Origin of the sequence: Burkholderia sp. MBR-1 (genome assembly GCF_013822785.1) — a bacterium.
Classification (GTDB): domain Bacteria; phylum Pseudomonadota; class Gammaproteobacteria; order Burkholderiales; family Burkholderiaceae; genus Burkholderia; species Burkholderia vietnamiensis.
The window spans coordinates 2,293,879-2,306,546 of record NZ_CP053609.1; the positions used below are offsets into that span (position 1 = coordinate 2,293,879).

Here is a 12,668-nt window from a genome sequence, read left to right on the forward strand (position 1 = left end):
CTCGAGGGTATCGCCCCAGACATGGCACGCTTCATGCGTGAGATGGCGTACAGGGCGCAGGTTTCGTCGGGCGGAAGGCAGAAACGCCGCTGCCGACCGACCGGACGCCCCCACCTGGCACTCGACGCTCGAGTGCTTGAAGAGTGCGCGGCGCAGGGCAGCGCACCGGAGTTAGCTTCGCTGAGGTGAGGACATGATGCTGTTCGACGATTTGAGAGATAACGAATGGGCGCTGGTCGAGGGTCTGTTTTGCTCGGAGCCGGCTCGGAGCGAACGACGCGGCCGTCCCCGCGTGGAGGCCCGTTCGGTGGTCAACGCCGTGCTCTGGGTACTGTCGACCGGCGAAGGCTGGTCGAAGCTGCCCGGCCGCTACCCGTCGCCGCCGACCTGCCGCCGTCGTTTCGACGAATGGCAGGCTGATGGTACGCTCGCCGAAATCGTCAAGCGACTCGGCACGAACGGCCGTCAGATCTCGCTGCGCGGCCGGATCGGCGCAACTGCGGCAAAGCCGCCCGCACCGCCCAGCCGCGACCGCCTGCGCGGCGCGTTCTGGACCAACCCGGAATCGTGGCGCGCACCCGTGAAGATGGCGTAACGCATCCGTGATCGGGCGGCTTCGGCCGCCCGGTTCGTTTTGGCGCCGCGGCGTCGTGCACGCGACGGTCGTCCCGTCGGCGTCGTTGTCGCGTAGCGATACATCTATTTACTAATATTTACAGCAAGCCTGCACTCCCGCGCTTACCTTAGCGAAATATCAACAAGCCGCACCGACGGCTTGAAGGGAGCCCGCCATGAAACCAATGTCACTGCTCGTTGCATGGGGCATTGTGATTTCGCTGGCGCTGACCGCCCCCGCACGCGCTGACGATCGCGCGAAACCGCCTCACCGCCAGCAGGATCACCGCCCCCCCCTTCGCCAGCAACCACCGCCGGCATCGTTCAATCGGCAGACGGTGCCGCGTGGCGATTTGCGCGGCGACATTGCAAGCAATGCACGCGCGCGCATCGGCCCGCAGTTGTCTGAGCCGCGGCGTCATCCGTAGTCTGCAGTCCGATATTGGTACGTCGCATCGCAACGGTTCCCTAAAGAAAATCCCTCGCTTGGGGAACTGGCCGCCAGCCGACGAGTCACATGGTTGCCATGAGCACAGCGTGGCAACAGCAAAAGTATCCGGTACGCCCGTATCCTCGCGATACGGGCTTTTTTTTGACATCGCCCGCGAGCGGACGGGCGAGGAAGGGAGTGCGCTGCTAGAGGCGGCTTTCGAGGATCGACATGGCGCCCGCATCGCTCAATACGTAGTCGTCCATACGACGATCGACCCAGGAGAGCAATTTCTCGTCGCGCTCGAGGCGCGCACATTCGGCTCGACCGCTGTCGGTGAGTACCGCGATGTCGACCGGGGCGTGAAAGCCGGGTGCAGGAGCGACGGTTTTCTGCCTGACCGTGTCCATCAGCCCCAGCGACCGGAGATACTCGAACACGCCCGGGCGGCGCGCCCACGGTACCTGGCGGTACTGCACTCGTCTCAATGCGTCGAGCACCGCTTCGTTGGAATACGTGGCCATCTCGATTCTTTCTTAAAGTGCAGCGACAATGCGAAGCGGCACGTCGGGCAAAATCACCACCCGCGGATACCGCCACCGGTTCTGGGGGCCGAGATTCGGCGTCGCGTCAAGGCTGGATCGTCACTGATCCATAAAAAGACACCATACCCCAATCAAATTGATTCTGTTCGATTCATTTGCACTTCTCTTCATCTGTTTCATGCTCTGTCGCAAGCAGCGGCGGCACATCGCCATCGCCGGCGCCGCAGTGTTCTGGCTGCTCGCCACCGGATGGCTCGCCGCCCCGCTGATCGCATGGAGCGAAGCTGGCGTCGCACCCGTCGAGCACCCCGACATGCACGGGCGAACGACGTTGATCGTGCTCGGCACCGGGACGCGCCGCAGCGACAACGGCCTGCGACCGCCACCCGATGGCGAAGCGCGAATCCGCAAAACCGCTGCGCTCTATCGCGTCTGTCGCGAACAGACGATCCGCTGCACCGTCGTAATGTCGGGCGGCGACCCGCAGCGTCACGGCGACACCGAGGCTGCCGTCTATGGCCGCCTGTTGCTCGCACAGGGCGTTGCACCGGCTGACCTCATTCTCGAACCCGACAGCCGCACGACCTACGAAAACGCCAAGTTCACTGCGTCTATACTACGCTCACAACATGACGACTCGCGCATTCTCGTCACGTCGTCGTACCAAATGCGGCGCGCGCTACTCGATTTCCGTCACTTCGGCATCGATCCGCAGCCGGTGTACGCGAACCGCCGACTCGCGCAATGCGGCTTGCTGCCCCGTTGGCGCAATCTGGCGGCGGCGAACCAGGCGGTGCACGAACTGATCGGTATCGCCCAGTTCTACGTATATCGGCAACTCGGCTGGTTTTGAAGGCGTTGCGACCCGTGACCGACCGCCACTACACTGCGCCGAACGGCATGCGCATGACGAATTTAGCGAAGTGTTGCGCGACTTCAACGAGGGGTTGCGCCGCGCGGCGATCCGGTTCACATTGATCCGTCACTTTTGTTACACTCGTCACGCACTCGTTTGCGGTCGCCAGAAAACGGCAACATTCGGGTTCATCACCACTTTAGCGGAGGTAAAGCAATGAAGAAGACGTCCCTGGCTATTCTGGTCGCGATGTCGGCGCTGACTGGCGCAGCGTATGCGCAAGAGAGCACGCAAATCCAGACGATCACCGATCCCGCAAAAATCGCCGAAATCGAGCAACGCGCGCAGGCGCTGCAACAGCAGCAAGCGGCCGAAGCGGCTCAGCCGATGATGCACGAAGAGCATCACGGCAAGAAGGCTGCCCACCACAAGGCAGCGAAGAAGGCCGCCAAGAAGGCCGCCCCGGCAGACGCTGCCAGCCAGTAAGTTCGACGGCACCGCACAAGCGAAAAGCCGAATCCGGGCAACCGGGTTCGGCTTTTTTGGTTGTGCCGCCCGCGCGCTGTGCTAAAGTCGCGCACCGAAATTTTCCACTCGTACGCACCGCCGGTGCGGAGGACAGCATGAGCAACATTCAACTCGACATCGAGTGGACCGAAGCAGCCACTCGCCAGATCAAGCAACTGATGCCGCGCGGTTCGGCCGATGCCTTCCTCGCGCTGCCGCCGATCGAATGTCTGCCGATGGAAGGCGACGTGCTTTTCCTCGGTCCGCAAGGCAAGCAGCAACCGTTCATCGTCGCAGAACGCCAGTATCACCACGACGGCGATGCCGACTGGACGATCATCCTGATTCTCGACGTTCCCAGCGCGTCGCACTGATCGCGCGCTGTCGCGGGTGGCACTCGCGCCGCCACGCCATCGCCGCGCAATTGCGCGAAAACGGCGAGCACGGTCCGCTGCCGCTCGAGCCGCAGCGCAGCGGCCTCCACCGTCACTTCTGCTGCCAAAAAAATTGCCCGCGCTTCAGACGAAGCGCGGGCAAAACCGTCGCCCTACGAGGATAGGCGACGGGGCCATCGAGATCCGCGCGCTGCGCAGATCATCATCGAATGCGCCAGCGCTCGTTGCACCGGCATATGCGGACATCGACACCGTTGGTCGGGCGCTCGCGACGCACGCCCGGCATCTGACGCCATCCTCCCTGCCCTAACGATTCCAACTTATAAAGCAGGTTGCATGCCAAGCGCGATTTGTCGCGCACACCATTGATTTTTAACGGAATTCCGGAGCATATGGGAACGATGTGGGCCATCGTGTCGCCGTAACGCGAGGATGTTACGTAACATCCCAACAGGCATCGGTCATGGCACGCATGCAGGCTTGCGGCGCGCGAACATAAAAAAAGCCCGCCGAGCGGCGGGCTTTACGAGACGGGATCTCGCGACGATCAGCGCAGCTGGTTCACGAGCAGCGCCATGATCTGCCGCGCCGGCGACGACGTATCGATCGCACCGGAATCGTCGACCACGGCTACTCGCGTCTGGTCGGGCGTGAGCGCCTTCACGTTCACGCGATACTGCTTCGCCTGCTTTTCCTTCTTGCCGTGGAACAGCTGGCTCCAGAAGCCCTGCTCGGCCGCGCTCAGATCCTTCGGATCGACGTACCGGACGAAATAGAGGCCCTTCGTGCGGTCGCGATCGTCGACCGTGAAGTTCGCGCGATCCAGCGCCAGGCCGACATGCAGCCACGACCGATCGTACGGCTCGCCGAGCGTGACTTCGGACGGCACCGTGCTCGTCTCGACGTCGTTCGCCTGCGATGAAGTGCGCGCGACGTTCTGCGCAGCGATCGCCGCAGCCGCGGCCTTCGCTGCGTCGGTATCGGCCTTCTTGTCCTTCACGACGACCGTGTTGTCCTTGATGTTGGCGATCGGCGGCTCGCCGTTCTTCGCCCGCTGCTCGTTCTGAGCGAGCACCGCCATCAGGCGCTTCAGGTATTCGGCCTCGAGCGCGGGATCGTTCGGCTTCGCTTCCCACTTGCTCGAATCGTTGTTCGCGCCGGTGATCGCCTCGCGCATGCCCTTCTGGCTGATGAACACATAGGTGCCGCCGTTCGGCGCGGTATCGAGGCGCGTGCGGTACTTGTTGCGCTCGGCCGTCACGTAGGAATTGCCCATCGCCTTCGAGATCACGCTGCGGATCAGGCCGTCGTTGATCTGCGGGTGGGTTTCGTTCCAGTCGGTTTCCATCACGCCCTTGTCGCGCTGATCGACGACCAGCAGGAAACCTTGCTCCTGCCAGAAGCGGCGCACCTGCGGCCAGATCTCGGCAGGCTTTCTGCCGTCGATCACGAGCCAGCTCTCGGTGCCGTCGCGCTGGATGTGCATGCCGCTGACGGCCGGTGCGACGGTGTCCGTCGGCGGTGCTGCCTGCTGCACCTGGTTGAGCGCGGACAGGGAAGTCGCGCCGCCCTGGGGCGGCAGCGAACGCTGATCGGCCGTCTCGTCGAGCATGTTGGGCGGCACTGCGAGCGACGCTTCCTTCGATTTCGAATCGCTCTTGTAGTCCACTTTCGTGGGCGACGACGTACCGCAACCGGCGACGAGCGCGCCGGCAGCGAGCACTGCAGCGAACCGCATGGTAAGACGAAGATCAGTCATGTTCGGGGAATCCTCTTCCGCTAAATCACGGCGCTTTCCGTGGATCAACCTTGCATTTTACCGGGGCTGCGCCGGGCTGTGCAAAAAAGCGACCGACAAGAAAAAACCCGCGTCGGCTTGAACTGACGCGGGTTCTTATCTGGCTGGGGCGAGAGGATTTGAACTTCCGACCACCCGGCCCCCATGCAGGCCCCAAGTCATTCCCACCGCATCCCCGCCGATCCACTATTGAACACTTCTTTGATTTTAAACGACTAATTGACCACTCCGAGCTCAATTGGGGCCGCTAGAATGCACAACGGACCTCCGAAATCGTGCGGGCAAATGTGGGGGCAAAAATTTGTTCCTCGCGAAGAAAGCGACGACGGGACTCACGAGGAGAGAACGGCAACACCGACACCAGCCGCCGACCGACGACGTCTTGCCGACGGACAGGGAATCTTCGGCATCGTCCGCGCCGGTTTGAACGGGATCTCCGTGCGGTTTTCACTGCGCGACCGATCGACCGGGGCAATTCGAGAGATCCGGGAAGCGCGCGATAAGGCGCGAGCCCACATCGGTTCAGGCGAAGACCCGCTGAAGCGAAGACGAATCGGTAGACCTAAAAAGGAAGCCCACATTGAGGCCAATGCCGTTGCCTTGGAGCAGAGACTGGCGCTCCGCGCCGCGCCGGACGCGCACTCGAGTCGTACAGCGACCCGGCCGGCTTTGCCATGACCATCCGCCACTGGCGGTTCGAGCACAACGATGCGCGAGGGCAATCTACCCTTTCGGCAAGGGCGCGCTGACGCTTGTCGACACCGCGTTCACCGGTAACTGCGCGATCTATGATGACGCGGCGCTCGCCCTCGGGGGCTTAATGGCAACGCGCGAGCGTTCTTCCCCCGTCCGCAACGAGGCCGCGCGCGACGGCGCTGCAGCTTACCGCGGACTACGGTTCGCTCGTGTCGTTCGACGCGACGCGGTTCCAGTCCAACGGGGCGCGCGACAAGCGGCCCCCGTCTACATGATCAGCCCTGCATCGCAGATGCGAGCGACCAGCGTCACGGTGATGAAGAGCCTGTTCCGGGGCAGCAAGGCTCGCGCCGGCGCGAGCATCTACACCCTCGACGTGGGTACCTCGCGGTCGCGGACAAGGAGTACCCGTCCGGCTCGCTTTACCGGCCGAAAAGCTGAAGCAGGCCGTCGGGCCTTTTCGTATCGCGAGTTGGAATTCGTTTCATTCGATACGGTGCGCGTGGCAATGATAAGCGCCTGATCTATCAGGCGCTCGACCGAGAGCCCGCATGTGGCGACAGCGATGGGCCGATGGCACAACGGGGCGGTCAGGCGGCTTGCGTACGCATCGCCGTCAGGCATTGGACGCTCCGATTTTCATGAAAACACTGAAGGGGGATTCAATGAGACGGAAATATTTTCACCAGAAACTGACGCGCCTGAATTGCAAGATTAAAGGTATTGGACGGGCGGCGTTACCGGTTTTATTGTCGAGCGCGATAACCGGATGTGGTGGTGACGACAATGTCACATCGCAGGTTTTCTCGTGTGCCACCGACGTCTATCCATCGAATACCGGGGCTACCACGCCAGCCCCCATTCTGGCATCCCCTCAAGTCTGGAGCTTTGTTAGCGCGCCAAATCTGCACCCGATGAAAGTGAATGTTAACTACTCCGATCCCGCGCAACTGGCCGAGGGATTGATTTTCAATTCACCTTATACGGGCTCGAATACCGCAATGTATGGGCAGAATGGCGCGTTAATTGCCGACAATGCCGGAAACCCGGTGTGGTTTAACGCATTGAATAGCGTAAGCCTGATGAATTTTGATTTTCGCGTCCAGCAATACTTTGGCATGCCGGTCTTGACTTTCTGGCAAGGCACCGTTGCTACGCCGCCCGCCTACACCAACTTGCCGTCCGGCGCAGCAGAGCCGGGAGCATGTTATTACATCGTCAATAACCGTTACCAGACAATAAAAACCGTTTCCGCACGCAATGGCTTTGTTGCCGATAATCATGAATTTCTGATTACGCCGAGCAATACTGGACTATTCCTGGCAACCAAGGTGGTTCCCATGGATTTGACGCCATATGGCGGACCGAAAAACGGGGCAATCCACGATTTTTCCATTCAGGAAGTAGATCTGACCACAAATGAGTTGGTCTTTTTTTGGGACGCGAAGGACCACATCGCGTTGGAAAGCTCGCATCTCCCGGCCTCGACTGCCACCGCCACCAGTAATGTCTGGGACCCTTACCACCTGAATTCATTGGATCTTGTGGCAAACAATAACAACGATATCGTGTTCTCGGCCCGCAGCACCTGGACGGTTTATCGCCTGCACAAGCCCACGGGTGAATTTGTCTGGAAGCTGGCTGGAGACGGAAGCGGAGATTTCAAGATTCCCGCGGGTAATGCGCAATTTTCATGGCAACATGATGCCCGCTATATCTCCGATAATGTAATCAGCATGTTTGATGATGCTTGCGATGATTGTTATGCATCAATTCCGCCAGGAACCGCACCTTCACATGGCCTGGTGCTGAATCTCGATTTCAACAACATGGTCGCAACGGCACAGACGTCGTACTACCACAATCCAAACCTCTTCTCCTCCGCGCAAGGAAACACGCAATGGCTAGGAAATGGCAATAAATTTATCGGCTGGGGGAACGGGTATTACACTGAATTTGCGCAGCCCGGCAACACTGAATTAATGCCTGCGACCAGCACACTGTATGACGTAAAAATGGCTGGCGACAATATCTCGTACCGGACGTATCGGCAGGCGTGGGTGGCTACGCCATATTATCCGCCAAGCGTAACGGTCGCATCTGGTAACAGCGGCCCGGCCGTATATGCTTCGTGGAACGGTTCAACGGAAACGAGATCTTGGCAAGTATACGCCGGTGCTGCCGCGAATAATTTGAGACTCATAGCCAGCAGCGCGAAAACCGGTTTTGAGACGAAAATTCCCTTGACCGGGAATAGCTATGCTTATGTTCAAGTCAAGGCGATCGACAACGCTGGCGCAATTATCGGGGTCTCTGATATTAAAAATATATTCAAATAAAGCGGTTATTGGAAATCCCGGTCCTCAATAAGTGGATCCCCGGCAGAATCTGGCAACGACGCCGCAAGACGCAGTAAGCGGCGACTCCTGCCGCGGTCGGCATGGACGCGATGTCAGCATCGGTGTGATCGCAGTGAGCACCGCACTGGTGGCCGGCGCGCGGTCAGTGAGGCAGCCGTTCTAGGCTGTGCCGCGGCCCGCTGCGGCACAGCGAACTGAACGACAGCAGATTCGGGACGTCGGTCCACACCTCCGCCAGAGAATCTGCCGGATCGACGAGTCGAGTACGTGTGAGCTGCTCTGTAGCACGACATGACGCTCACCGAACCGCTTGCGTCGACACCGAGCGATGGCCGCAGACCCAGAGAACGAAACGGCACGGATGCTTCGCGCCCGCGGACAATTCCCCGCGGCTCCCCCGAAAGCCATCCGTCTTGCGAAGCAAACCTTGGGGCAAAAAATCCGCCCCAAATGGAAAAGGCCTTACAAGCATTGCTTGTAAGGCCTTGATTCCTGGTCGGGGCGAGAGGATTTGAACCTCCGACCACCTGCACCCCATGCAGGTACGCTACCAGGCTGCGCTACGCCCCGAAAGAATGAAATTATAACAGACAGTTCTTCGGTTTTGAACGGGTCGCATGCATTTTGTGAAGTCCGCACGAAATTTCCTGCCACACGATCCGCCTCACGCGTCGCGCTTGCGCGCGATACACACCACCGTGAGTCCTGCGAGCCGGTTGAATGGAAACATCGGCAACTCCGCCCGGCAGATCAGCTTGAGCAGACCGTTGACGACCGGATGATGGCGGCGTAATTGCGACGCGGGTTCGCGTGCGCGCCGCTGCATGCGCTCGCTCAACCGTAACGCGGCCGCAAGCGGAAATGTCAGGCCGAAATAGTACGCGCTGCGCTCGACGTCGAGCCCGGCGCGACGAGCGACGTCCTCGAGACCCTCGAGCGTATACCGGCGCTTGTGCTCGAGAAAATCGTCATGCGCGCTCCAGAGGAACTGGAACGCGGGAACGGTGATCAGGAAGCGGCTGCCGCCCGGCGCGCCGGCCACGTAGTGCGCCAGCAGCCCGACATCGTCGTCGACGTGCTCGAGGACATCCATCAGCAACACGAGATCGGCGTCGCACCGATCGACGGCTCGCCGGAAGTGAACGGGCTTGCCCGCGGCCTCGCCGTCTGAATCGTCGGCGTAGCTGGTGTCGACGCACCACGCCTCCGTGGCCCGCGTGCGTTCGAGCAAGTGCCTGGAAAAGAATCCGGAGCCCGCGCCGACGTCGAGGATCCGCTTCGCGTCGCGCGTGCCGAGGAAGCGGCGGATCGCCGCTGCCTTCGACGCGTAGTACCAGTGATCGCCAACATCGGCTCCCAATACGTCGAGTTCCTTCAAATCCATGACGCCCCCCGTGTCGGCCACCATGCTTTGATTTCTACGGCTCCTGATCGCGATCTTACCGCGCCGCGCCGGCCGAACGCGCGCCAATGTGACGCGGACCACCGGTCGCCCACAGGTCGGGCCGAAAACCAAACGGCCGTTTGACCGCACCGCCCCACCGGCCCGAATCCATTGCGCCGTCGCGCATCGTGCACTGCGGCATACGCCGTCGCTGTTTGGTTACGCCGCTCTAGCGCGCTATGACACACTGCTCAGCATCGACGGACGCGCGTTGCACTGACGGCGCGCCCTCGTCGATCACGACAAGACATGGAGACAGACGATGCGGAATGCGGTCCGGCGCGGCCATCGCTCGCCTTTGGCAATTTTCGACTGGAGGTCCGGCTCGCGGCACGCGGCCGGTCGCGCGTTGCACGGTGCGTCCCGTGCGCTCGGCGGCGCGATGCTGGCCGTCGCATTGGTCTGTGCCGGATGCGCGGAACCGGCCGCGCAGCGCGACGGCAATGCGTCGGCCGCCTCGACGCGAATCGAGCGCAGCAAGGCCGAGCGCCTCGCCCGCGAGCAGCAGATCGCGCGAACCGTGCCTTCGCTCGCATCGCTCAGCCTCACGCAACCGCGCCCGTTCACGCTGCGCGACTCCGGCCAGAGCGGCGCGATGACGTTCCTGCGCGACGTCGATTTCCGGATCGTCAACGACCTCGGCTTCTTCGTGCACCAGCTGTCCGCCACGCTCGTCCCGACGCAAGCGGGCGCGCCGATCGTGTTCGACGATCCGACCAGCTTCGAGATCGACGTTCACGAAGGCACGGTTACGCTCGACAACGCGAAGCTGACCGCCCTCTTCGACACCTACATCTTCGGTTACCGCAACGCGCCGCTGCGCAAGCTCGCGGTATCGGCCGGCGACGGCGTGATCCATCTGCAAGGCGAGATGCAGCGCGACGGCTGGGTGCCGTTCTCGCTGACCGGCACGCTCTCGATCCGCGACGGCAGCCAGCTCGTGTTCCACCCGACCGGCGTGCGCGTGTCGGGCCTCAACGCGCAGCCGGTGATGCGCGCGGCGAACGTGAAGATGGCCGACCTGCTGAAGATCGAGACACCGATCGCACACCTGGCCGGCGACGATCTCGTGATGTCGGTCGACAAGCTGATGCCGCCGCCGCGGCTGAAAATCACGATCACCGCGCTGCGCGTGACGCCGGCCGGCCTCGATCTGACGCTCGACGACGGCTCGCATGCCGGCTTCGCGCTGCCGCCGAATGCGTCGCAACAGGCGATGTACATCCGCGGCGGCGACGTGAAGTTCATGCGCTCGATGCCGATGAACGCGGACATCCTGATCGGCCCCGTCGATTCGACGACGCGTGATCGCAATTTCGTGTTCGACCTGTATCACTATCGCGATCAGGTGTCGGCCGGTTACTTCAACTTCGACGAAAGCGGTGCAATGACGATCCGGATGCCGTCCTATGCCGGGCCGGCCGGCAGCGCGGCGCTCGGTAGTGCGGCCGCGCGGCTGAACGACCGCTTCCTGGCCGCGCAGCAAAGCGCGCTGCGCGACGCGCGCGAACACTGGGAAGCGTCCGCGCTGGCCGCGAACGCACCGCCGGCCGGCATGCGCAAGGTCGCGATGCGGCGCACCTCGACCACCCCGTTCAACGAACGCCACGTATCGAACCGCAACCCGACGATCCATCTGCACAACGTCGACTTCAACCTGTCCGGGGACATCGGTTTCCACGTCGAGGATCTCGACGTCCAGCTCGTTGCGAAACGGGCCGGCGATCCGGTCGATCTCGACGATCCGAATCAGTACGACATCCGCATTCTCGGCGGAACGGTCGTCGAGTCGTGGAAGGCGATGTCCGCGCTCTTCAACAACTATCTGCTCGACTACTCGCCGCGCTCGCTGAACGACCTGCAACTGAGCGCGCAAGGCCAGGACCTGCGCGTGCGCGGCGGCATCAAGCTGTGGAATCACGTGCCCGGCGTATGGCTGCCCACCGACATGACCGGCTCGCTGGCGGTGCTGGACGACCGGCACCTCACATTCAAGCCGACGCAGGTGTCGGTGGTCGGCATCCCGCAGGCGAAGCTGCTGCGCGCGCTCGGCATCGAGCTGGCGTCGCTGACGCCGCTGCGCCGCCGCGGCGCGGAGCTGCGCGGCGATACGCTCGTGCTGGACCAGTACACCGTGTTCCCGCCGCCGCTGCTCGACGGCAAGCTCGCCAAGGCGACGGTCGAATCCGACGGTCTGCGCCTGACGTTCCGGCGCGTCGCCGACGCGCCGCTGCCGAAGCGGCCGCAGATCGACGCACGCAGCTACATGTGGATGGAAGGCGGCGACATGAAGATGTTCAACGTGCTCGAACTGAACGTGCGCGCGTTGATCCGCAATTCCGCCGCATCCGGCCCGATGCGTTTCGACCTGTACGATTACCGCAGCCAGGTCGCGCAAGGATCGGTGCGGATGCTGCCGGACGGCACGCTGGTGGTCGACATGGGCAAGCCGAATCCGCTCGCCGCGCGCTGACACGCACGGGCGGCGGCCATGAAAAATGCCCGGCGGCGCAGCGCCAACCGGGCATTTCGGGTACCGACCAGTCTGCGGTCAGTCGTGTTTCAGTCCGCCGATCACGTCGAGGAGCGCCTGCCGCAATGCGGCCACGTCGACCGCCGCACCGGGCTCACCCGCAGCCTGTACGTCGGCGACGCGCTCGTCGGCCGCGGGCGCTGCGCCGGCGCCGCGTTCGCCGCCCGGCGAATCGAGGCGATTGCGCGCGCCGTTGATCGTGAACCCCTGTTCGTAGAGCAGCTCGCGAATCCGCCGGATCAGCAGCACTTCGTGATGCTGGTAATACCGGCGGTTGCCACGTCGCTTCACCGGCCGCAACTGCGTGAACTCCTGTTCCCAGTAGCGCAGCACATGCGGCTTGACCCCGCACAGCTCGCTGACTTCGCCGATCGTGAAGTAGCGCTTCGCGGGAATCGGAGGCAGGACGACTTTCTCAACCGTGTTGGTCATCGTCGGTTAACCGTCGGTAAAGGACGCGCGGCGGCCGCGCGGGGACATCGGCGCGCG

General features: G+C 62.3%; 10 protein-coding genes, 1 tRNA gene and 1 pseudogene. 7 read left to right on the forward strand and 5 right to left on the reverse strand.

Features of this window, described 5'->3' with window-relative positions:
• Positions 1-196 precede the first annotated feature (196 nt).
• Positions 197-592: pseudogene (locus MBR110_RS10530) on the forward strand (transposase); the annotation flags it as partial.
• Positions 593-791: 199 nt separating this feature from the next.
• A complete protein-coding gene (locus MBR110_RS32100) occupies positions 792-1,043 on the forward strand; it encodes a hypothetical protein (protein WP_081058981.1) in 252 nt (83 codons plus the stop codon).
• A gap of 208 nt (positions 1,044-1,251) precedes the next feature.
• On the opposite strand, the gene MBR110_RS10535 is transcribed toward MBR110_RS32100, so the two are convergent.
• Complete coding sequence (locus MBR110_RS10535) at positions 1,252-1,569, reverse strand: hypothetical protein (RefSeq protein WP_011884575.1); 318 nt, start codon at positions 1,567-1,569, stop codon at positions 1,252-1,254.
• Between the two features lie 157 nt (positions 1,570-1,726).
• Here MBR110_RS10535 and MBR110_RS10540 point away from each other — a divergent pair, with 157 nt between their 5' ends.
• The 3 genes from MBR110_RS10540 (at position 1,727) to MBR110_RS10550 (ending at position 3,327) form a co-directional block, all read left to right on the forward strand.
• The gene (locus MBR110_RS10540) at positions 1,727-2,443 is read left to right on the forward strand and encodes a YdcF family protein (protein WP_034195586.1); all 717 of its coding nucleotides are present in this window, start codon (positions 1,727-1,729) and stop codon (positions 2,441-2,443) included.
• A gap of 219 nt (positions 2,444-2,662) precedes the next feature.
• The gene (locus MBR110_RS10545; protein WP_011884573.1) at positions 2,663-2,932 is read left to right on the forward strand and encodes a hypothetical protein; all 270 of its coding nucleotides are present in this window, start codon (positions 2,663-2,665) and stop codon (positions 2,930-2,932) included.
• Positions 2,933-3,069: 137 nt separating this feature from the next.
• Positions 3,070-3,327 carry a hypothetical protein gene (locus tag MBR110_RS10550; RefSeq protein ID WP_011884572.1) on the forward strand — a complete coding sequence of 86 codons (258 nt, stop codon included), beginning with the start codon at positions 3,070-3,072 and terminating at the stop codon, positions 3,325-3,327.
• Between the two features lie 568 nt (positions 3,328-3,895).
• Here MBR110_RS10550 and bamC read toward each other — a convergent pair.
• The gene (gene bamC / locus MBR110_RS10555; RefSeq protein WP_034195588.1) at positions 3,896-5,107 is read right to left on the reverse strand and encodes an outer membrane protein assembly factor BamC; all 1,212 of its coding nucleotides are present in this window, start codon (positions 5,105-5,107) and stop codon (positions 3,896-3,898) included.
• A gap of 1,376 nt (positions 5,108-6,483) precedes the next feature.
• Between bamC and MBR110_RS10560 the strand changes: the two genes are divergently transcribed.
• Entirely contained in the window at positions 6,484-8,181 is a 1,698-nt protein-coding gene (locus tag MBR110_RS10560) for an arylsulfotransferase family protein (RefSeq protein ID WP_230948579.1), read from the forward strand.
• Positions 8,182-8,695: 514 nt separating this feature from the next.
• Here the strand turns inward: MBR110_RS10560 and MBR110_RS10565 are convergent.
• Both MBR110_RS10565 and MBR110_RS10570 read right to left on the reverse strand, forming a co-directional pair.
• A tRNA-Pro gene (locus MBR110_RS10565) sits at positions 8,696-8,772 on the reverse strand.
• Between the two features lie 94 nt (positions 8,773-8,866).
• Positions 8,867-9,586 carry a class I SAM-dependent methyltransferase gene (locus MBR110_RS10570; RefSeq protein ID WP_014722912.1) on the reverse strand — a complete coding sequence of 240 codons (720 nt, stop codon included), beginning with the start codon at positions 9,584-9,586 and terminating at the stop codon, positions 8,867-8,869.
• 322 nt (positions 9,587-9,908) lie between these two features.
• Here MBR110_RS10570 and MBR110_RS10575 point away from each other — a divergent pair, with 322 nt between their 5' ends.
• On the forward strand, positions 9,909-12,119 hold the full coding sequence (locus MBR110_RS10575; protein WP_059889019.1) for a hypothetical protein: 2,211 nt from the start codon (positions 9,909-9,911) through the stop codon (positions 12,117-12,119).
• A 78-nt stretch (positions 12,120-12,197) separates the two neighbouring features.
• On the opposite strand, the gene MBR110_RS10580 is transcribed toward MBR110_RS10575, so the two are convergent.
• On the reverse strand, positions 12,198-12,611 hold the full coding sequence (locus tag MBR110_RS10580) for a MerR family transcriptional regulator (protein ID WP_059454435.1): 414 nt from the start codon (positions 12,609-12,611) through the stop codon (positions 12,198-12,200).
• Between the last annotated feature and the right edge of the window lie 57 nt (positions 12,612-12,668).